The sequence below is a fragment of the Brevundimonas sp. EU05-FHT14B11 genome (assembly GCF_058790835.1).
Genome location: NZ_JBYTCY010000002.1, coordinates 105,094 through 124,412, shown reverse-complemented (window position 1 = coordinate 124,412; position 19,319 = coordinate 105,094). Strand labels below are relative to the sequence as shown.

At 68.7% G+C, this 19,319-nt stretch carries 15 protein-coding genes; 2 read left to right on the top strand and 13 right to left on the bottom strand.

The genetic code is table 11. From position 1 onward, the window contains the following. Positions 1–78: 78 nt before the first annotated feature. From AC3WRV_RS08055 to AC3WRV_RS08025, 7 genes are all read right to left on the bottom strand, one after another. Positions 79–894, bottom strand: coding sequence for a carbohydrate ABC transporter permease (locus tag AC3WRV_RS08055; protein ID WP_492312832.1), 816 nt, complete (start codon positions 892–894; stop codon positions 79–81). Continuing rightward, a complete protein-coding gene (locus tag AC3WRV_RS08050) occupies positions 891–1,817 on the bottom strand; it encodes a carbohydrate ABC transporter permease (RefSeq protein ID WP_492312831.1) in 927 nt (308 codons plus the stop codon). The genes AC3WRV_RS08055 and AC3WRV_RS08050 overlap by 4 nt, the downstream gene beginning before the upstream one ends. Beyond that, a complete protein-coding gene (locus AC3WRV_RS08045) occupies positions 1,814–3,088 on the bottom strand; it encodes an extracellular solute-binding protein (RefSeq protein WP_492312830.1) in 1,275 nt (424 codons plus the stop codon). Before AC3WRV_RS08045 ends, AC3WRV_RS08050 begins: the two co-directional genes overlap by 4 nt. Continuing rightward, complete coding sequence (locus AC3WRV_RS08040; RefSeq protein WP_492312829.1) at positions 3,085–4,521, bottom strand: glucoamylase family protein; 1,437 nt, start codon at positions 4,519–4,521, stop codon at positions 3,085–3,087. The genes AC3WRV_RS08045 and AC3WRV_RS08040 overlap by 4 nt, the downstream gene beginning before the upstream one ends. 91 nt (positions 4,522–4,612) lie before the next feature. Then, complete coding sequence (locus tag AC3WRV_RS08035) at positions 4,613–7,663, bottom strand: TonB-dependent receptor (protein ID WP_492312828.1); 3,051 nt, start codon at positions 7,661–7,663, stop codon at positions 4,613–4,615. Beyond that, positions 7,663–8,724 carry a LacI family DNA-binding transcriptional regulator gene (locus AC3WRV_RS08030; protein ID WP_492312827.1) on the bottom strand — a complete coding sequence of 354 codons (1,062 nt, stop codon included), beginning with the start codon at positions 8,722–8,724 and terminating at the stop codon, positions 7,663–7,665. The genes AC3WRV_RS08035 and AC3WRV_RS08030 overlap by 1 nt, the downstream gene beginning before the upstream one ends. A gap of 565 nt (positions 8,725–9,289) precedes the next feature. After that, positions 9,290–10,783: a carboxylesterase/lipase family protein gene (locus AC3WRV_RS08025; protein WP_492312826.1), complete on the bottom strand. Its 1,494-nt coding sequence runs from the start codon at positions 10,781–10,783 to the stop codon at positions 9,290–9,292. A gap of 159 nt (positions 10,784–10,942) precedes the next feature. Between AC3WRV_RS08025 and AC3WRV_RS08020 the strand changes: the two genes are divergently transcribed. Together AC3WRV_RS08020 and AC3WRV_RS08015 are read left to right on the top strand one after the other, a co-directional pair. Beyond that, complete coding sequence (locus tag AC3WRV_RS08020) at positions 10,943–12,448, top strand: sensor histidine kinase (RefSeq protein ID WP_492312825.1); 1,506 nt, start codon at positions 10,943–10,945, stop codon at positions 12,446–12,448. Next, the gene (locus AC3WRV_RS08015) at positions 12,445–12,822 is read left to right on the top strand and encodes a response regulator (protein WP_492312824.1); all 378 of its coding nucleotides are present in this window, start codon (positions 12,445–12,447) and stop codon (positions 12,820–12,822) included. Before AC3WRV_RS08020 ends, AC3WRV_RS08015 begins: the two co-directional genes overlap by 4 nt. An 84-nt stretch (positions 12,823–12,906) precedes the next feature. Here AC3WRV_RS08015 and AC3WRV_RS08010 read toward each other — a convergent pair whose 3' ends face one another. The 6 genes from AC3WRV_RS08010 to AC3WRV_RS07985 form a co-directional block, all read right to left on the bottom strand. After that, positions 12,907–14,487 carry a phytoene desaturase family protein gene (locus AC3WRV_RS08010; RefSeq protein ID WP_492312823.1) on the bottom strand — a complete coding sequence of 527 codons (1,581 nt, stop codon included), beginning with the start codon at positions 14,485–14,487 and terminating at the stop codon, positions 12,907–12,909. 121 nt (positions 14,488–14,608) lie between these two features. After that, positions 14,609–16,444 (bottom strand): flotillin family protein, encoded by a 1,836-nt coding sequence (locus AC3WRV_RS08005; protein ID WP_492312822.1) that lies wholly within the window; start codon positions 16,442–16,444, stop codon positions 14,609–14,611. A gap of 29 nt (positions 16,445–16,473) precedes the next feature. After that, positions 16,474–17,109 carry a YqiJ family protein gene (locus AC3WRV_RS08000; protein WP_492312821.1) on the bottom strand — a complete coding sequence of 212 codons (636 nt, stop codon included), beginning with the start codon at positions 17,107–17,109 and terminating at the stop codon, positions 16,474–16,476. Between the two features lie 8 nt (positions 17,110–17,117). After that, on the bottom strand, positions 17,118–17,810 hold the full coding sequence (locus AC3WRV_RS07995) for a PspA/IM30 family protein (RefSeq protein ID WP_492312820.1): 693 nt from the start codon (positions 17,808–17,810) through the stop codon (positions 17,118–17,120). A 15-nt stretch (positions 17,811–17,825) separates the two neighbouring features. Beyond that, a complete protein-coding gene (locus AC3WRV_RS07990) occupies positions 17,826–18,314 on the bottom strand; it encodes a hypothetical protein (protein WP_492312819.1) in 489 nt (162 codons plus the stop codon). Positions 18,315–18,415: 101 nt separating this feature from the next. Then, on the bottom strand, positions 18,416–19,312 hold the full coding sequence (locus tag AC3WRV_RS07985) for an AraC family transcriptional regulator (RefSeq protein ID WP_492312818.1): 897 nt from the start codon (positions 19,310–19,312) through the stop codon (positions 18,416–18,418). Positions 19,313–19,319: the final 7 nt, after the last annotated feature.

The window sequence follows — 19,319 nt, the reverse complement described above, 5'->3', positions numbered from 1 at the left end:
GACGGCGTGATCCCGGTTCCGCTCCTTCGCCCAAAACACTGGGTTCCGGCTTTCACCGGGATGAGCGGACGATTTGGTTCAGCCCTTCACGCTGCCCGCGAGCATGCCGCGGATGTAGTAGCGTTGCAGGGCCAGGAAGAGGATCAGCACCGGGGCGACGGTGATGACGGCGCTGGCCATCATCAGCTCGACGTCCTGCACATGCTCGCGCGACAGCGCCGCCAGCGCCACCGGCAGGGTGTAGTTGGACTGGTCCGTCAGGATGATCAGCGGCCACAGGAAATCGTTCCAGCTGCCCAGGAAGACGAACAGCGCCAGGGTCACCACGATAGGCTGCAGCGTCGGCAGCACCACCCGGCGGAAGATCTGCCCCTCGCTGGCCCCGTCGATGCGAGCGGCCTCCAGCATCTCGTCGGGAATGCTCAGCGCGTACTGGCGCACCAGGAACAGGCCGAAGATCGAGGCCAGCCACGGCACCAGCGCCCCGGCGTAGGTGTTCACCAGCCCCATCGACTTCAGCATCAGGAACAGCGGCAGGGTGCCGATCTGGGCCGGCACCACCAGCGCCCCGACCAGGATCTGGAAGATCCGCTCCCGTCCCCGGAACCGCAGCTTGGCGAAGGCGTAGCCGGCCGGCACCGTGAACAGGAGGGCCAGGATGGTGCCCAGCGTCGCCAGGGCGAAGCTGTTCCACAGATAGCGGCCCATGCCCTGGCTCACGAACAGGTCGCGATAGTGCTCCAGCGTCCAGACCTTGGGCAGCAGCGGCGGCGGGAAGGCCGAGGCCTCGCCGGTCGACATGAAGCTGACCGACAGCATCCAGGCCAGCGGGAACAGCACCAGCAGGGCGATGACGGCGACGGCGACATTGAGCAGGATCGGGCGCAGCTTCATTCGTACGCCCCCACCCGCCTGGCCACCGCCAGCTGCACCAGGGTCACCGCCAGGATGCAGAGGAACAGGACGAAGGCCACGGCGCTGGCGGAGCCCAGGTTCCACCATTTGAAGCCCTCTTCGTACATGAAGTAGAGCACCGTCACGGTCGACTGGGCGGGCCCGCCCTGGGTCATCACATAGGGTTCGGCGAACAGCTGGAAGAAGCCCGCCACCGAGATGATCGAGACCAGCAGCAGGGTTGGGGCGATGGCCGGCAGGGTCACGTGCCGGAACTGCTTCCACGGCCCGGCCCCGTCGATGCGCGCGGCCTCATACAGGTCGTCCGGCACGGTCTGCAGGACCGCCAGGAAGATCAGCATGTTGTAGCCGAAAATCTTCCACACCACGAACATCAGGATGGCCGGGATGGAGGTCGAGGGATCGCCCAGCCAGTCCACCGGCTGAAGGCCCACGCTGGAGATGGCCCAGTTGATCACGCCGTAGCGGGTGTGCAGCAGGTAGTTCCACAGCACCGCCGTGGCGACCAGGGTGGTCACATAGGGGGCGAAGAACATCACCCGCCACAGCGGCCGCCACTTCACCACCCGCGCGTTCAGGATCACGGCGGCGCCCAGCGAAGTGGCGATGGACAGCGGCACGCCCAGCACGGCGAACAGGCCGGTGTTCTTCATCGCGCCCCAGAACAGCGGATTGGTGAACAGCCGCTCGTAGTTCTGCAGGCCGACGAAGCGCATGTTGCCGATGTCGGCCAGCGCATAGATGTCGAAATCGGTCAGGCTGAGCAGCAGGGCCGCGAACACCGGAATGGCGAAGAAGACGCCGATGGCGATCAGCGCCGGGGCGACGAAGCCCCAGGCCGCGCGCTCGCGCTTGCGGGTCATGGGCGCGCCGCCCGCGTGCGGTACGGGCTGGGCGGTCATTCGGCCCTCCCCTGTTCGATCATCCAGCGGCGTTTCTCCAGCAGCCGGTCGGCGCGGCGGTCGATCTCGGCCGCGGCGGTCGCGGGCGTGTATTCGCCGCGCACCATGCGTTCGGCCACGATCTGCATCTCGGTCACGATCCGCTCCCACTCCGGCACCTTGGGCACCGCCTTCGCCCGCGCCAGCTGGCCCTTGAAGGCGGCGATGTAGGGATCATTCGCCACCGTCGGCGCGGCCCAGGCGCTTTCGCGCGCCGGCAGGTTGCCGGTGATGCCGTTGAAGATCGCCTGCACGCGCGGCTCGGACAGGTAGCGGACCAGCTTCCACGCCGCCTCCTGATGCGGCGACGAGCGGTAGACGACCAGCGACGACCCGCCGGGCGCCGAGGCCCCTGGCCCGGTCGGCCCCGGCACGCCCGAGGTCATCCAGCGCGTGCCCGGCGCCAGCCGCGTCTTGAAGTCGCCGATGGTCCACGGGCCGGAGAAGTAGAAGCTGAACCAGCCGCGCTCGAACTCGGTCCAGACGTTGGAGATCTGCGCCGCCGAGGCCAGCGGGGCCAGCTTCTCGTCGAACAGGCTCTTGTAGAAGGCCAGGGCCGCGATGAAGGACGGGTTGGCGAAGTTGCCGCGCGTGTCCCGGTCGCGCAGCAGGGCCTCGTCGCCCTGCAGGCCGAAGGTGAGCAGCTGCTCGAACTCGTTGACCGGCAGCAGCACGGCGTACTTGTCCGGCCCGACCACGCGTTTGACCGCGTGCATCGACTGTTTCCACTCGGCCCAGGTCTGGGGCACGGCGTCATAGCCGGCGCGCTCGAGAATGTCGGAGCGGTAGAAGATCAGCCGCGTGTCCACATACCAGGGCGTCGCCATCGGGCGGCCGTTGATGCTGTTGGTGTCCAGCACCGCCGGGAACTGGTCGTTCAGCAGGTCGGCGGCGAAGTCCGGCGTCGGGCTGATCGCGCCGATGGCCGTCATCTCGGACACCCAGGTGTTGCCCACCTGGCTGACGTCCGGCAGCGAGGCGCCGGCATAGGCGGTCAGCAGCTTGGAGTGGGCCGCCGTCCACGGCAGGGCCTGGACCTCGACCCGGATGCCGGGGTTCAGCCGCTCGAACTCCGGCAGGATCTGACCGACGTTGGTCGCCTCATTGCCCATGGCCCAGAAGCGCAGGTGGATCCGGCCGTCATTGCGAGGGCCGCAGGCCGTCAGGCCGGACGCGGCCGCCCCGGCCAGAAGGCCGAGCGCCGTCCGCCGATCCGGCCGGGTCAGGTTCATGCGTCCAGCCAGCCGCCGGTGAAGCCGGCCTTCTGCAGGCCGCGCGTCAGGTTCGGCTCGCCGCGCATATGCTTCCACACCAGGTCCGAGCGATGGTTCTCGATCTGGATGACGATGGGGCCCTGGTCGATGCCCAGGTAGTCGTCGGCGACCCAGCCGATGCCCGGCAGGATCTTGCCGTGCCGCAGCTCCGAGTCGCTCTGGGTCAGGGTCGGGTTGAACGAGTCCAGGAAGCCGTAGCGGGTGTAGATTCCCGCGCCGTAGCGGGCCTTCATCGCCTTCAGGCAGGCGGTGACGTGGTCGGGCGCGAAGGGGATGGAGGCCATGGCCGCCGTCGGCGCGATCGTGCCGTCGTCACGCTCGCCCGGGCCGCGCGCCGAATAGCTGAAGAACTCGCGCTCGCGCCCGTCGATCACCTGGCGGAAGTCGCCCGGCCCGTCGCAGGCGGTCAGGCCCCAGACGTTCTCCGAATAGCCGGCCCAGCCCTGCGGATTGTCGATGGCGTATTTGCGCTGGGCCTCGACCGCGCGGACGCTGTTCTGGAAATAGTCGAAGCCCGGCATCTCGGCCTGCTGCTGACGCAGCCACGGATCCTGGATGCCGCGGAAGTCGACGTACATGTGGCTGAACTCGTGCCCGAACAGGGGCGCGAAATGCAGGTGCTTGGGACCCCAGCGGTCGGTCCAGCTGTGGTCGTAGACGCTGCACCACTCGTCCCAGACGGTGGTCGGCACGGGATGGGTCGAACTGCCGATGGCCAGCAGCAGGACCAGCATGCCCTCGTTGTAGACGTTCCAGTCGGCCGGGATGTAGCCGCTCTCCGGGTGCCAGCCCATGGTGATGCGGTTCGGACGGACCACGGCCCAGTCCCACTCGACCCGGTCGTAGACGGCCTGGGCCAGACGCCGGATCTCGGCCTCGGCGGGGTGCTCCCCGTCGAACCAGCGGGCGGCGAACAGCATGCCCGCGACCAGGAAGGTGGTGTCGACCGTCGACAGCTCGGTGCGGCCGAAGCGGTGGCCGGTCTTCATGTCGAGGAAGTGGTAGAAGAAGCCCTTGTACCCGCCCACGCCGGCGGCCTCCGGCCCCTGCGGCAGGTCGTGGAAGAAGCGGATGGTGGTCAGGGTGCGCTCGCGCGCCTCCTCGCGGCTCATCCAGCCGCGCTCGACGCCGACGGGCCAGCAGGTCAGGGCGAAGCCCACGGCGGCGACCGAGCTGAAGGACGGCGTCGGCCAGCGGTCGGGCGTCAGGCCGGTCAAGCGGTCGGTGACGTGGACGAACCAGTCGAAGGTCCGGCGTTGCAGGTCGTGGACGGCGGGATCGACGCGGGTCCGGATCGGCGAGACGGCAGGCTGAGCCATGGTCGTGCACCCCGCCGCCGCGAGGGCCGCGCCGGCGACGGCGGAGCCCATCAGAAACCGTCTGCGATCCATGGGGTCCATCCTTACTCGAAAACACACTCAGTCAAAAAATCGGCCGCCCCCGGGGTTGGCCCCAGGGGCGGCCGTCAGGCTCAGGAGACGATTACCAGCGGTAGCGCAGGCCGACCTGGAAGCTGCGCGTCGGCAGGAACTGGGCGGTCGGATTGCCGAACGTCGGGTTCAGAGCGGAATCCGGCGTGTTGTTGTTGATCCGGTAGGTCTGGTTGAAGCTGCTGAAGTTCTTGAAATCCAGAACGTTGATCGCGTCGAAGGTCAGTTCGACGAAGTCGCCGTTCGGGAGTTCGATCTCCTTGGCGATCCGCAGATCGACCTGACGGTAGGCCCAGGCGTTCGGGATGATGAAGTCCTTCTTGTCCGGATAGGCCTCGAACCAGCCGGGCTTGGCCCCGCTGCCCGGGTTGAACTTCGTGAACGGCAGGCCCGAGCCCAGGGTGATCAGGGTCGACAGGCGGAAGTCGTACGGCAGCTGCACCGTGCCCGACATGACCAGGCGGTGACGCTCGGCGCCCGGCGAGTTGAACTCGGGGGTGTACGAGGTCCACGGATAGTCGAAGTCGAAGTTGCCGGTGCCCTGGTCGCGGCTGCCGTTCTGGGTGGCTTCCGTGAAGGTGTAGGCCAGGTTGAAGCCCCAGCCGCTGTCCCGGGTGAACGGCTTGTCGGCGGTGATGAAGATCGCCTGATAGTCGCGCTCACGGTCGTGGTTCGAGACGAAGACGCCGTCATTGAAGTTGAACGGCAGGCCGGTCACCGGATCGATCAGCGCCGACGGACGGACGGCCGCCGGAACCTGATTGTTCGTCGGGTCGATGTTGGCGCGGTACCAGCCGAACTCGTTCTTCGTCTTGGCCCAGGAGAAGGTCACGGCCGTCTGCCAGTCGCCGAACTTCTGGCGGACGCCGATGTTGAACTGGTCCGTCAGCGGCGGCGGGGCGTCGTCCTTGATCAGGAAGATTTCGCCGCGGCCGACCGTGCCCTGCAGCAGGGTGTCGAGACCCGCCGGGGTGGCGTAGATCGGGTTCCACGCCACGGTGTCCGTGCGGCCGCCGTACGACCCGCCGGCCGGCGAGAAGTAGATGGTCTTGTTCAACTGGTAGGGCTTGAAGCGCTCGTCGAAGGCGAAGTTGAACGCGATCCGGTCATAGTACCGGCCGGCGCCGCCGAAGATCACCGTACGCTCGTCGCCGAACACGTCGTAGCTGAAGCCGATGCGCGGCTGCCAGGCGTCCTTGAAGGCGTCGCGCTTGCCGTCCGAAATGTAGTCGTTGATGTCGAGGTAGGACGGGAAATCGAAGCCGGCGACGCCGTCGATGGCCGTCAGCAGGCGGCGGACCACGTCCGGCGTACGCCAGTCGTTGTTGACCGCGTTGTCCTCATAGTCCCAGCGCAGGCCGAGATTGACCTCGAGCTTGTCGGTGATCTGCCAGTCGTCCTGGATGTAGGCGCCGAAGACGTTGTTCTCGGCGTCGACCGGATCCACCGGCAGGTTCAGCGACACCTGGGTCGGGATGGTCCGCGTGCCGTTGACCTCAGGACGCGCATCGACGTCGTAGGTGAAGAACGGGTTCCGGTTGAACTGCTTGTAAACATACAGGGTCTGCATCGAGTACTTCACGCCCATCTTCAGGGTGTGAGTGCCCATCCAGTCGATGTCGCTGAACGTCAGGTCGTCACGGAAGGTCAGGACCTCCTGCGTCAGGTCCTGGTTGTTCGTTCCGCCGCCGTTGGTGAAGATCGTCGAGGCGATGGTGCCGTAGCCGAACTGGAAGCCCGGAAGGCCGCCGACGCCGGTGCTGGCGTCGCCGTACTCCACGAAGCGGGCGCCGCTCTGGTTGAAGTTCAGGGCCTGCGGATTGTACTGCGACTCCAGATAGTCGACCGAGACTTCGTTCAGGAAGCCGTCGCCCTGGAACTGGTGGCGCAGGTTCAGCGAGCGGTACTCGACATTGATCGCCTGGGCGCGGGCGTAGGCGGTGGCGCCGTTGCCGAAGTCGCGGATGTCCTGCTCGGTCCGGTAGGTCGCGCTCAGGTCCAGGCGCTGGCGGTCGTCGATCGACCACGACAGCTTGCCGAAGAACAGATCCTGTTCGAACGGCGCCTCGAAGGTGCCCAGCTCGCTCGCGAACAGCGGGTTGTATTCCGTGCGGTTCAGGAAGACCGAACGCTCGCGCGTCTCGTCCTTGCGCTCGTAGGTGAAGAAGAAGTGCAGCTTGTCTTCGATGATCGGGCCGCCGATCGAACCACCGTACTGCATGCGATCCAGGCGCGGGCGAGCGCTGCTGCTCGGCAGGAACACGTTCCGCCCGACCCAGTTCGACGGCTGGTAGGTGACGAAGAAGTCACCGGCGAACTCGTTGGTGCCCGAACGGGTCACCGAGGTGATGATCGCCGACGAGGCCTGCTCATACTCGGCCTTGAAGTTCTGGGTCAGGACCCGGAACTCCTGCACGGCGGCCTGCGGGAACGGGTTGCCGCGGCTGTCGTCCTGGCCGGCGATGCCGCCGTCGTTGATCAGCGACTTCTGGTTCTGGCCGTCGATGAAGACGTTGACCGCCATCGACGGCTGGCCGCCGGCCGAGATGGTGCGCTCGGTGTCGCCTTCCTGCACGCGCACGCCCGGAGCCAGGGCGGCGAAGTTCAGGAAGTTGCGGCTGATCTGCGGCAGGTCGTTGATCTGCTGCTGGCTTACGTTCGTGGCCACTTCCGAGGTGCGGACCTCGAAGATGCGGCGGCCGGTCACGACGACGTCGCCCAGCTCGGTCGCGCCAGCGTCCGTGGAACCGGTTACAACAGGGGCCACATCGAGGTCCAGGGTGGCGACCTGACCCAGAACGATCGTGACCGTGTCCTCGGCCGTCTGGCCGTCGGCGCTGGTCACGAGGACGCGGTAGGTGCCCGGACGCAGGCCCGGCAGGACGTAGCCGCCGTCCGCGGCGATCCGGCCGCGGCTGACGTAGCCGGTGGCGACTTCGGTCGCGACGACCGTGCCGCCCGTCTCGGCGCTGGGGCCCTCATAGACGGTGCCGCGCAGCGTCGCGGTCGACACCTGCGCCGCGGCGCCCCCGGCCGCGGCCATCGAGATCGCCAGAGCGAGGACGGAGGCCGCCCCCAGATACTTTCCGGTCTTGCTCGTCATCAAAGTTTCTCCCCTTCAAGTGACATTTTCTGAACGTCGGTATGCGCCGCACCGGACAGCCCGGGCGGCGGCGTCAACGGATTACTGGAAGCCCTCACCACCAGCTCCGGGCGCACAACCTCGCAGGCGGTGTCGGCGGCGGAGCCGATGAGTCTCACGAGCCGTTCGAGCGCATTGCGGCCCGTCTCGGCGATGTTGATCTTCAGCGTGGTCAGGGCGGGGCGGACCAGCCCGGCCAGCGGAATGTCGTCGAACCCGACCATGGCCACGTCCTCGGGCACGCGCAGCCCGGCGTCCTGGAAGGCCAGCAGCGCCCCGACCGCCATGTTGTCGTTGGCGGCGAAGACGGCGTCGGGGCGATCCGCCCGCGCGGCCAGCTTCTCGCCCGCTTCCTGGCCCGAGGCCTTGGTGAAGGCCCCGTCCACGACCATCGTCGGCAGGCCCGCGGCGGCCATGGCTTCGAGATAGCCCGCCATCCGGGCCTCGGCCTCGAGGTTGCCCGCGGGACCGGCGATATGGGCGATCCGGCGACGCCCCAGGGCGACCAGATGCTCGACCGCGGCGACGGCGCCGCCGTGATTGTCGATGATGATCGAAGGACGGCCTGTGTCCACGCCTCCGCCGTTCATCAGCAGCACCGGCATGCGCCCGGCCAGGCCCGAGGCCAGGTTGGCGGCGCCCAGATGGGGCGACAGGACGATCAGGCCGTCGACCCGCCCGCGCATCGAGCGGATGGCCGAGGACGCCTCGTCGGCGTCATCGTGCGAGGACGAAACGATGAGGTGGTAGCCCAGGGCCCGGGCCGCGACGTCCATGCCGCGGATCAGCTCCGAGAAGAACTCGCCGTACAGGTCGGGAAGGATCACGCCGACGGTGTTGGTCCGGCTGGTCGACAGGCTGCGGGCGCCCGAGTGCGGCACGTACTCCAGGGCCTCGACCGCCGCCAGCACCCGCTGGCGGGTCGCCTCGGTCACCGGGCCGGCGCCGTTCAGGACGCGCGAAACCGACGCGACGGACACGTCCGCGCGTTCGGCGACGTCGCGAATGGTGGCCGGCTTCAAGCCCGACCGCCCGCGCCGTCAGGCTGCGTCATCGAATGGAACAAGGTGGATCTCCCAAGCCGGTCGCAGGTTCCAGCCCGCTTCCCGCGGGTCCGTCCGTTTACCGTGTAACCGATTACATGACACAGGAGTCATGCGGCCCGCAAGGCCCCGATTTGGCCACATCCGGGCTGTGGCCAGGGGGTCACAGACGAACCTGACGGGCCCGTCCGTCGCCTATTCCTCCGAACCCGTCCGTTTGAAGTCGCGCATCAAAGACCTCAGATTTTGAATCCGAACCATTGATTTTAGTCATCTTTTTATAAGGCTTGGCGACGGCGACCTATCAGGTCGTGGCCTCTTCGATGGCCGGCGACGCGGAGGGAATCCACCGGGACAGATTCAGCCACACTCCGGGCATGAAGACGGCATGCGACCCCGGCGACAGGGCCCGCGACCACCACCTTCAGTGGCGCGAGGACCTCGACCTCATGACGCGGTTGAACCCGCCAGGCGCAGGCCGCCAATGATTCGCAGCTGCGCCACGCGGCGTCCCTCCCCGCTTCGGAGGAGGAAATCACATCAGTCAGCGCAGCCGCGCATAATAGGCCTCGATCAGGTTCAGCCGCTCGGCGAACGGGATCGGCTTGGCTGCCGGTCCGTCGTTGGTGAACTCCAGCAGTTGCTCGGGCTGTGCCCCGAACTCGGGCCAGTGCGGGCGCTCGCCGCCGTTCGGATCACCGACCGTGGCGAACCGGGTCCAGTAGTCGGCCATGGCGGTGGCGGCGCGGGCGTCCCGCTCGCCCAACGGCCGCCCGACGGTGTGCAGGTTGTCGAAGACATAGGGGCGCTCGGACGCATGGGTCGCCCCGCCGCTGGGTTCGGGGTTGGAGTCCGGCACCACGTCGAAGCGGTACAGGTACATCGGATACCCCGCCCGCGCGTGCAGCCGCGCCAGCTGCCGGGCGGGCTCGTTGAAGATCAGATCGCTGACGACGTGGGCGTCATAGCCCGCGGCGCCGCCATAGGCGTTCAGCAGCGCGTCGTGCTGGGCGTCCGTCAGGGCGTCGTCGATCCGTCCATAGGCGCCGGCGTCGGTCGGCCGGATCCACCAGAACTCGGCGCTGTTGGTTCCCAGCACCATCGGCACGGGCGCCTGCCGCCCGGCTTCGAAGGCCTCGATCACGTCCTCGGTCAGGACCTGGCCGTCGACGATCAGGTTGTCGCTGTAGAAGGCCGGCATGGGACTGAGCAGCAGTTCGGGCGGCGCCGCCCGCAGGTCCGCCGCGGAGACGTCGATCGGCATTCCCGCGCCGCGCGCCCAGCGCACCCCCAGCGACTGCGCCGAAGGGCGGCCGGGCCGGTCCAGCGCCAGCTCGGCGGACCGCTGGCGGCCCAGGCCGGACTGCACGACCGCCTTGTGGAACAGGCCGCGCGCGGCGGGCGCGATCATCAGCTGGGTCACCGCCACGGCGCCCGCCGACTCGCCGAAGACGGTCACATTGCCCGCATCCCCCCCGAAGGCGCCGATGTTGTCGCGCACCCACTCCAGGGCGGCGATCTGATCCATGACGCCGTAGTTGCCGGCGCGCTCGCCCGGCAGGCGGTCGGCGGCCAGCGCGGGGTGGTCGAAGAAGCCCAGCCGCCCGAGGCGGTAGTTGATCGTGACCACCACCGCGCCGCGCTCGGCCAGGCGGGTCCCGTCATACAGGTCGGCGGTGCCCGAGCCGTTGTTGTACCCGCCGCCGTGGATCCAGACCATCACCGGCAGGGGGCCGGTCCGCGCCCGGGGCGTCCAGACGTTCAGGGTCAGGCAGTCCTCGCTCATCGGCAGGGGGCCGACGCCCGGGTCGCCGTTGGGCGGCGGCTGGATGCAGATCGCCCCCACCTGCCCCGCATCCAGCGCATCGGTCCACGTCGGGGCCGGCTGGGGCGGACGCCAGCGCAAGGCCTCCACCGGCGGCGCGGCGTAGGGAATGGCCCTGAAGCTGTCGACGCCGTCGGTCTCCCGGCCGATCAGATTCCCCTGGGCGATCGCCACCGTCGGACGGGCCTGCGAAGCATCGGTGGGAGTCGCCATCAGGGCCGCCGCCGCGAAAAGTGAAGCTAACATCCGCCCACACTAGCGTCCGCCTGCCCGAAGGCTCAAATGACGTTTGTATTTCTTGCTAAGGTTTGAGGAACCGGTGCGAGGTCAAGGTGTTACAGTAACCGGAGTGTGGGGATCGGCTTGAGGGAATTGTCGAAAACAGGCGGCCTGCCGGTCGATCTGGCGAGTGCGTTCGACGCCTCGCCCAATCCCTATGTGCTGGTCACCCCGGACCTGCGCATCGCGGGTCTCAACCAGGCTTATCTCGACGTCACCAGCAGCACGCGGGAAACGACCATCGGCCGCCCGCTGTTCGCCGCCTTCGACTCCGGTCCCGGCGCGGAGGCGCCCGAGAACGTCCGCCAGGTCCGGGCCTCGCTGGAGAAGGCCCGCGACACGCGCCAGCCCGACCATCTGGCCGTGGTCAAATTCGCCATCTCCCGCCCCGGTCCCAACGGCGACGCCCTGTTCGAGGATCGGTTCTGGAGCGCCACCCACACCCCCATCCTCGACGAGGCGGGCGAGGTGGTCTTCCTGCTGCAGCACACCACCGACATCACCGAGCTTCAGCGCCTGCGCGCGATGACCGCCGGCATGGAAGGCGCCAATGCGGTGGACCTCCTGGGCGGCGCGGTGCTGGGCCGGGCGCAGGCGGTGCAGGAGGATAACCAGCGCCTCCAGACCGAGCGCAACCAGCTGGTCGAGATGTTCATGCAGGCCCCGGGATTCGTCACGATCCTGAGCGGGCCGCAGCACGTGTTCCAGATGCACAACCCGGCCTACGCCCAGCTGATCGGCCACCGCGTCATCGCCGGCAAGCCGATCCGCGAGGCCCTGCCCGAGCTGACCGGCCAGGGCTTCTACGAGCTTCTGGACACCGTCTACGAGACCGGCGAACCCCACGAGGGCCGGGCCAGCCGGGTGCAGCTGCAGCGCTCGCCCGAGGGGCCGCTGGAGACCGTCTATCTGAACTTCATCTACCAGCCGATCCGGGACGCCTCGGGCAAGGTCGCCGGCATCTTCGTGCAGGGCCACGACGTCACGGACACCATCTTCGCCGCCGAGCGGCAGAAGCTGATGATCGACGAGCTGAACCACCGGGTGAAGAACACCCTGGCCACGGTCCAGTCGATCGCCATGCAGACGGCGCGGTCCCACGCCGACCCGAAGACCTTCGCCGAGGGGTTCCAGGCCCGGCTGCTGGCCCTGTCGCACACCCACGACCTGCTGACCCGCAGCCACTGGGAGGGCGCCGACCTGCGCGCCATCCTGCAGCACGAGACCGAGGCCCACGGGCCGCAGCGGATCAGCCTGAACGGCCAGCCCGTCGCCCTGGGCGCCGCGGCGGCCCTGTCGCTGGGCATGATCCTGCACGAACTGGCCACCAACGCCGCCAAATACGGCGCCCTGTCGGGGCCCGAAGGCCGGGTGCTGATCGATTGGGCGGTCGCGGACCAGACGAATCCCGTCATGCACCTGACCTGGCGCGAGATCGACGGCCCGCCCGTCGTCGAACCGACGCGCCGGGGCTTCGGCAGCCGACTGATCGAACGCAACGTCCGCCACGACCTGGCGGGCGAGGTGAAGCTTGAATACGCAACCTCCGGCTTCACCGCGGAGTTTATGGTCCCGCTGGACCGGGAGAAGAGTGAATGACCGCACCGCTTTCGGGCCGACGCGTCTTGATCGTCGAGGACGAATCCCTCGTCGCCATGCTGCTGGAGACCATTCTGGAGGACATGGGCTGCACGCCCGTGGGGCCGGCCGCCAACATCGACGACGGCCTGAGGCTGGCCGTGGAGGAGACGCCGCTCGACGCCGCCCTGCTGGACGTCAATGTGGCGGGCCGCCAGGTCTTCCCGGTCGCCGAGGCGCTGAAGGCGCGCGGCGTGCCCTTCATCTTCTCGACCGGCTACGGCGAAAGCGGCCTGCCCGACGTCTGGCGGGGCCAGCCCACCATCCAGAAGCCGTTCACCGAGGCGGCCGTGCGCGATGCTCTGATGACGGCGATGGGGGTTTCGAGGGGCTAGGGGCTAGGGTTCAGGTCGTCCGCCGACCTGCCTTCGTCCACTTAACCCCTAGCCCCTAGCCCCTAGCCCCTAGCCCCTAGTCCCTCACTTCAGATCCTTCAGCACCGCCCGCGCCGCATTGTGCCCCGGCGCGCCCGTGACGCCGCCGCCGGGATGGGCGCCGGAGCCGCAGAGGTAGAGCCCCGGCACGGGCATCCGGTGATCGGCGTGGCCCAGCACCGGACGGGCGCTGAACAGCTGGTCCAGCGTCAGCCGCCCGTGGAAGATGTCGCCACCCACCAGGCCGAAACGGCGCTCCAGATCGCGCGGCCCCAGCGCCAGCCGGCCGACCACCGAGGCCTTGAAGCCCGGCGCGTGCCGGTCGACGGTCTCGATCATCAGGTCCGCCACCGTGTCGCGGTGCGCGTCCGCCAGATCGGGCGCGACGTGCTGGCAGAACAGGCTGGCCACATGCTGTCCCGGCGGGGCCAGGCTGTCGTCCAGCGTCGAGGGGATCAGCATTTCCACGATCGGCTCGCTCGACCAGCCGTTCAGCCGCGCGCTCGCATGCGCCCGGTCCATGTAGTCCAGCGTCGGCGCGATGATGATGCCCGCCGTCAGATGATCGCCCTGCCCCGGCAGGACCGTGAAGTTCGGCAGTTCCGACAGGGCCACGTTCATGCGGAAGGTGCCCGAGCCCGACTGGTAGTTCCCGATCCGCTCGCGGAAGTCCGCCGGCACGACCGCATCGTCCACCAGCCGTTCGAACAGCAGCCGGGGGTGCAGGTTGGACACGACGGCCCGCGCCCGCACCTTATCGCCGCCCTCGGTCACCGCGCCGACGGCCCGCCCCTTCTCGGTCAGCACCTCGGCCACGGCGGTGTCCAGCCGCACCTCGACGCCCAGCTCCGCGCAGGCCTTCGCCATCGCCTGGGTGATCGCCCCCATGCCGCCCAGGGCGTGGCCCCAGACGCCCTTGCGACCGTTCACCTCGCCGAACACGTGGTGCAGCAGCACATAGGCCGATCCCGGCGTGTAGGGGCTGGCGTAGTTGCCGACCACGCTGTCGAAGCCGAACAGGGCCTTGATCGGATCGCTCTCGAACCAACCGTCCAGCCAGTCGCCCGCCGACTTGGCGAACAGGTCCAGCAGGTCGCGCCGCCCCTGCACGTCCAGCCCCGCCGCCTGCTTGCCCAGCGACGCCCCCTTCAGCAGTTCCGGCAGCATGGCGGTCCAGCCGCCTTCCACCACATTGGGCGGGCTCTTCAGGATCCAGTCGCGCAGGATGGCGGCCACGACCTCCAGCCGCCGCTCGTACTCGGGCAGGCGCGCCGCGTCCCTGGCCGAGAATTTGGCCACCTCGCCCTGGGTGCGCCCCTCCCCCGCCAGCAGATAGCGGCCGTCGTCGAAGGGCAGGAAGTTGGACACCTTGCGCTCAACCACGGTCAGCCCGTGCCGGGCCAGGTCCATGTCGGCGATGACCTTCGGGTTCAGCAGGCTGACGGTGTAGCTGGCGGTCGAGTTGCGGAAACCGGGATGGAATTCCTCGGTCACCGCCGCCCCGCCGACCACATGGCGCCGCTCCAGCACCGTCACCTTCAGCCCGGCGCGCGCCAGATAGAAGGCGCAGACCAGGCCGTTGTGCCCTCCGCCCAGGATGACGACGTCGGTCGTGGTGGTGGTCATGGCGCCCCTCTTCCTGTCGTCGTCCCCGAACCGAAGGGCCTCTCAATCCCGGGCCGCCGGGTCAAGCCCCGTCGGCCAACAGGCGGGCGGGGTCCGCCCGCCTGTCGTGACGTCCGAAAACCTAGGCTTCGGTCTCGGGCTCGGCCTTGGTCTCGGGCTCAGCCCTGCTCTTGCGGGTAGGCGCCGGCTTGGCGACGGGTTCCGGGGCGGGCGCCGGCGCGGGCGCGGGAGCCGTTCCCCGCAGGACGTTGGTCAGACCGTTCAGGTCACCGCCCGACAGGCCGACCTCGGCCAGCAGCTGATCCACCAGCGGCGCCTGGGCGCGGTAGCGCAGGGCGCTGTTCACGACCTGGTCCGACAGGTTGCCGCCCGACGACGACTCTCCGCCACCGGCCCCCGCCGACGCCCCACCGCCGTTCAGGCCTTCGACCTGAACGATCTTGATCGAGTCGATGTTCTCCATCGGCTTGACGGACTCGGCGATGATCCGGTCCAGGTTCTCGATCAGCTTGATGCGGATCTGCATGGCGACCTGTTCGGGCGACAGCAGGTTGGCCGCCGCGTTCAGCGCGTGCTGGCCCGCCGCATCGACCTCGTAGCGGATGCGCGCCGCTTCGGCGGCGACACGGGCCGCCTGGGCTTCGGCCTCGGCTTCGATGGTGGTCTTGTCCGCCTGACCGCGGGCCTGTTCGCGCATGGCCTCGGCCTGGTCGGCGGCGGCGATCTTCTCGGCCTCGGCGGCGACGCGGACGCCGATCGCCTCGCGTTCAGCCTCCTTGGCCGCCTCGATCAGCTCGATGATCTTCTGGCGATCCGCGGCCTCGCGGTCGCGCACCGTCTTCACCTGCTCCTCGGCCTGCACGGCCAGCGCCAGGGCGCGGTCGGCCTCCGCCTTGGCCTCGGATTCGGCGCGGGACTTCTCGGCCACGGCGATGTTGCGGTCCTGCTCGGACAGTTCGATGGCCTTGGCCTTCTCGATGTCCTGCGTCTCGATCGCGCGCGCCTTGGCGATCTCCCGCTCGGCGACCTCCTGCTCCATGGCGATGCGCTGCTGGGCGACCAGTCGATCGCCCTCGATCCGGGCCTGTTCGATCTGCTGCTGCGAGGTGATCTGGGCGCCTTCGGCCTCGCGCTGCTTCTCGGCCTCCTGACGGGCCATGTCGGCCGACTGTTCGGCGCGACGGTTGGCGATCTCGCGTTCCTGCTCGAGCTTGGCGTATTCCTCGTCGCGCGAGATTTCGAGCGTGCGGCGCTGGGCCTCCAGGTTCTTGGTGCGGATCTGGACCTGGGTGTCCTGCTCGATGTCGTTGCGCAGCTTCTTGCGCAGCTCGATCTCCTGCGTCAGCCGCGTCAGACCCTCGGCGTCAAAGGCGTTCAGCGGGTTGAAATGCTCCATCGCCGTCTGGTCGAGGCCGGTCAGCGAGACGGTTTCCAGTTCGAGACCGTTCTTCAGCAGGTCTTCCGACGACACCTGCTGCACCTTCTGAACGAAGTGCGTCCGCTGCTCGTGCAGTTCGGTCATGGTCAGTTCGGCGGCGACCGAGCGCAGGGCGTCGACGAACTTGCCCTCGACCAGTTCCTTCAGCTGCTCGGGATGCATGGTCCGCAGACCCAGGGTCTGGGCGGCCGAGGCGATGGCGTCGGCGCTGGGCTGAACCCGCACATAGAACTCGGCCAGCACGTCGACGCGCATCCGGTCCTTGGTGATCAGCGCCTGCTCATTGCTGCGCTGAACGGCCAGGCGCAGGGTGTTCATATTGACCGAAATGGTCTCGTGCAGGACCGGCAGGACCAGGGCGCCGCCGTTCATCACCACCTTCTCGCCGCCGAAGCCGGTGCGGACGAAGGCCGTTTCCTTGGACGCGCGCTTGTACAGCCGCGCGAAAACCAGCCCGAGGATCAGCAGGGCGACAAGCCCCACGCCCGAAATGATGGCGATCTCGATGATCGAAGTCATGGATTGCAGCCCCTTGGTAAGAACAGTCGTCAGACAGCCGCGTCCTGAAGCGACGCGCTGGTGTTGTGGATGGCGAAGTATTTGGCGCCCGCGTGCCGCACCAGCAGCACGCTGCCCCCCTGGACGAAGACGTCCGCGGCGTTGTCAGGCTCGACCATGACGTAGTGGACCTGGCCGTGCTGGTCGCGGACCCGCGCCTGGGCGGCGCTGGCCTGGCGGGCCTCCCCGGTCACGATCACGGCCACCCGCCCCACCAGGCTATCGCGCGACACCGCCGTGGTCTCGTCCCGCGGCATGATCCTCGACACGCCCCGTCCGAACACCCGCGTCACCGGCAGGGCCGCGGCGAAGGCCAGCGGCGCGGCCAGGAACCACGGCCCCGGCTGGCCCAGGATCGCGGCGACCAACTGCTGCCCGATCAGCCCGGTCATCCCGAAGGCGAACAGGAAGACCACGATCAGCATCAGCAGCGGCAACCGCCCGACGTTGATCCAGGACAGCAGCGACGGCGACTCGACGTTGATGTCGCCGTCCAGACCATCCAGCCCCTCGCCCAGCGCCAGGTCCGCGCCCAGGCCCATGGCCTCGGCGGCGCCGATCAGCAGCATCAGGACCAGGGCCGCCACGAACGGCACATTGTCGCCGGCCAGCAGGAATTCGAACATGGAAGCGGTCAGTCCTTTGCGCCGGTGCGGGCCTTGATCGCGGCTAGCCGCTCCTCGACCCGGTTGCGACGCGCCAGCCCGTCCAGTTCCGCCAGCTTGGCGTCCTTGTCGCGGTTCACGCCGCCCAGGCCCGGCGCGCCTTCCTTGGCCATCAGGCGGTCAAAGGCGCCGGTCGCGTTCTCGACCCGACGGGTCACGCTCTTGCCGCCGTCTGCGCCCGAGCCGCCGGAGGCCGCGCCGGCCTCCTCGGCCGCCCGCGCGCGCACCAGCAGCATGGCCTGGAAGGCCTCTTCCATCTCGCGGCGCTTGGCCAGCAGGGCGGCGACATAGCCTTCCAGTTCGGCCTCGCGCTTGGACGCATCGGCCACCGTGGCTTCCAGCACCGGCACCTGGGCCTCGACGTCCAGCTGATGCTCGACGGCGGCGCGGGCCAGGTCCTCGCGCCCTTCGCGAATGGCCAGTTCGATCTGGCCGGCCAGCTCTTCGTGCCGGCTGCTCTGTTCGGTCAGCCGCTTGTTGGCCAGGTGCTTGCTGGCGATGGCCAGGCCCAGTTCGGCGCGGACGTCGTCCACCGCCTTGTCGATCTCGCGCAGGGTCTGCTGAATGACGGCCTCGGGCATCGCGCCCTCGATCGCGTCGATCAGCGCGTGGGCGCTGCCGGACACGATGCGGCCGACACGTGCGCTCAGGGTATCCGACATGAGTTATCCTCTCTGCTAGCGTGCGGCCGGGGCCGCAGAAACAAGTCGCATCAGGTCCGCCAGCGGCTCCAGCCGCCTGGAGACCACCGCGGGGTCGTAGGCCGGCGCGTTCGGCGTCACGGCCCATCGCATCAGTTGTTCAGCCAGCCGCGCCGCGCAATCCACCAGGCGCGCCTCATGCCGCGCCAGATGCTCTCGCGTCGCCTCCGCGCCGGGACGGGGCGTCGCCAGGGCCAGGGCCAGGAATTCTTCGGCGGTGGTCATCAACCCCACCGCTACATCGGAATGCAGGCCCAGGTCTTGTTCAATCACCCGCAAGGCGCGAAGCGCCGAAGCTAGGTAGTCGTGGCTTATCGAGAGCGCCGCCGGGAAGGACTGGACCGGCTCCGCGCGTTGCCGCGCCTGGCGGATCAGGCCGCGAACCTTGTCGCTGGCCGTGACCGCGCCGTCGATCTCCAGACCCGACAGAAAGCCGGTGTCTTCTTCCGAAAGGCGAACGCTCAAAGGGGTCGTCAGGGAAGCCATGCCGCAGATGTATTACATCGTATGACGAATGTAAACATCTTCCCCGCCCCCCCCGCCCGTAGGCGATGTTCAGAGCGGGCTCACACCGCCACCGCCAGCGACGGATCGGCCCTCAGCCGTTCCAGGTCGCGGCCCGGCGGGCGGCCGAACAGGCGGGCGTATTCGCGGCTGAACTGCGAGGGGCTGTCGTAGCCGACGGTGAAGCCGATGCCGGCCACGTCCCGCCCCCGGCTGAGCAGCAGGTTGCGCGCCTCCTGCAGCCGGATCTGCTTTTGGTACTGCAGCGGGCTCATCGCGGTGACGGCCTTGAAGTGGCGGTGCAGCGAGGTCTCGCTCATGCCCGCCACCTCGGCCAGCCGCTCGATCCGCATCGGCTCGGCGTAGTGGACGCGCAGCCAGCGGATGGCGCGGCGCACCTGCGACAGCCGCCCGCCCTCGGCCCCGATCTGGCGCATCATGTCGGCGCGCTCGCCGGCCAGCAGCCGCCACATCAGCTCGCGCCGGATCAGCGGCGCCAGCACCGGGGCCTCCTGCGGGCGATCCAGCAGGCGGACCAGCCGGATCACCGCATCGATCAGGTCGTCGTCCATGTCGCTGACCGCCAGCGCCCGCACCGGCGGCGCCTCCGGCAGGGCGTCGCCCGCCTCCATCATCAGGTCCGCGATCACCGCCGGGTCCAGCGGTATGCCCACCGCCAGATAGGGCGCCGCGATCACCTGCCCGCTGACCGGCAGGTCCGCCGACACCACCAGATACTGTCCCGCGCGGTAGGGGTGGGTCTCGGCCCCCAGGGTGGTGTTCTTGGCCCCGTCGAGGATCAGGCACAGCATCGGCTCATAGACCAGCTGCTGCGCCTCGGTGACGCCGCTGCTGGCGATGATCTGCAACCCCGGCAGGGTCACGGGGCCCACGCCCTCGGGCGAAGTCTCCCCCAGATGGCGGCGCACCAGGTCGGCGAGTTCGTGCAATCGGCTCATGGCGCCA

Excerpts from the sequence above, each read along its gene's own strand:
- AC3WRV_RS08010 (WP_492312823.1), bottom strand. The coding sequence starts at position 14,487 with ATGACCACCACCACGACCGACGTCGTCATCCTGGGCGGAGGGCACAAC.
- AC3WRV_RS08005 (WP_492312822.1), bottom strand. The coding sequence starts at position 16,444 with ATGACTTCGATCATCGAGATCGCCATCATTTCGGGCGTGGGGCTTGTC.
- AC3WRV_RS08015 (WP_492312824.1), top strand. The coding sequence starts at position 12,445 with ATGACCGCACCGCTTTCGGGCCGACGCGTCTTGATCGTCGAGGACGAA.
- AC3WRV_RS08035 (WP_492312828.1), bottom strand. The coding sequence starts at position 7,663 with ATGACGAGCAAGACCGGAAAGTATCTGGGGGCGGCCTCCGTCCTCGCT.
- AC3WRV_RS08000 (WP_492312821.1), bottom strand. The coding sequence starts at position 17,109 with ATGTTCGAATTCCTGCTGGCCGGCGACAATGTGCCGTTCGTGGCGGCC.
- AC3WRV_RS08045 (WP_492312830.1), bottom strand. The coding sequence starts at position 3,088 with ATGAACCTGACCCGGCCGGATCGGCGGACGGCGCTCGGCCTTCTGGCC.
- AC3WRV_RS08050 (WP_492312831.1), bottom strand. The coding sequence starts at position 1,817 with ATGACCGCCCAGCCCGTACCGCACGCGGGCGGCGCGCCCATGACCCGC.
- AC3WRV_RS07995 (WP_492312820.1), bottom strand. The coding sequence starts at position 17,810 with ATGTCGGATACCCTGAGCGCACGTGTCGGCCGCATCGTGTCCGGCAGC.
- AC3WRV_RS07985 (WP_492312818.1), bottom strand. The coding sequence starts at position 19,312 with ATGAGCCGATTGCACGAACTCGCCGACCTGGTGCGCCGCCATCTGGGG.
- AC3WRV_RS08055 (WP_492312832.1), bottom strand. The coding sequence starts at position 894 with ATGAAGCTGCGCCCGATCCTGCTCAATGTCGCCGTCGCCGTCATCGCC.
- AC3WRV_RS08025 (WP_492312826.1), bottom strand. The coding sequence starts at position 10,783 with ATGGCGACTCCCACCGATGCTTCGCAGGCCCGTCCGACGGTGGCGATC.
- AC3WRV_RS08040 (WP_492312829.1), bottom strand. The coding sequence starts at position 4,521 with ATGGATCGCAGACGGTTTCTGATGGGCTCCGCCGTCGCCGGCGCGGCC.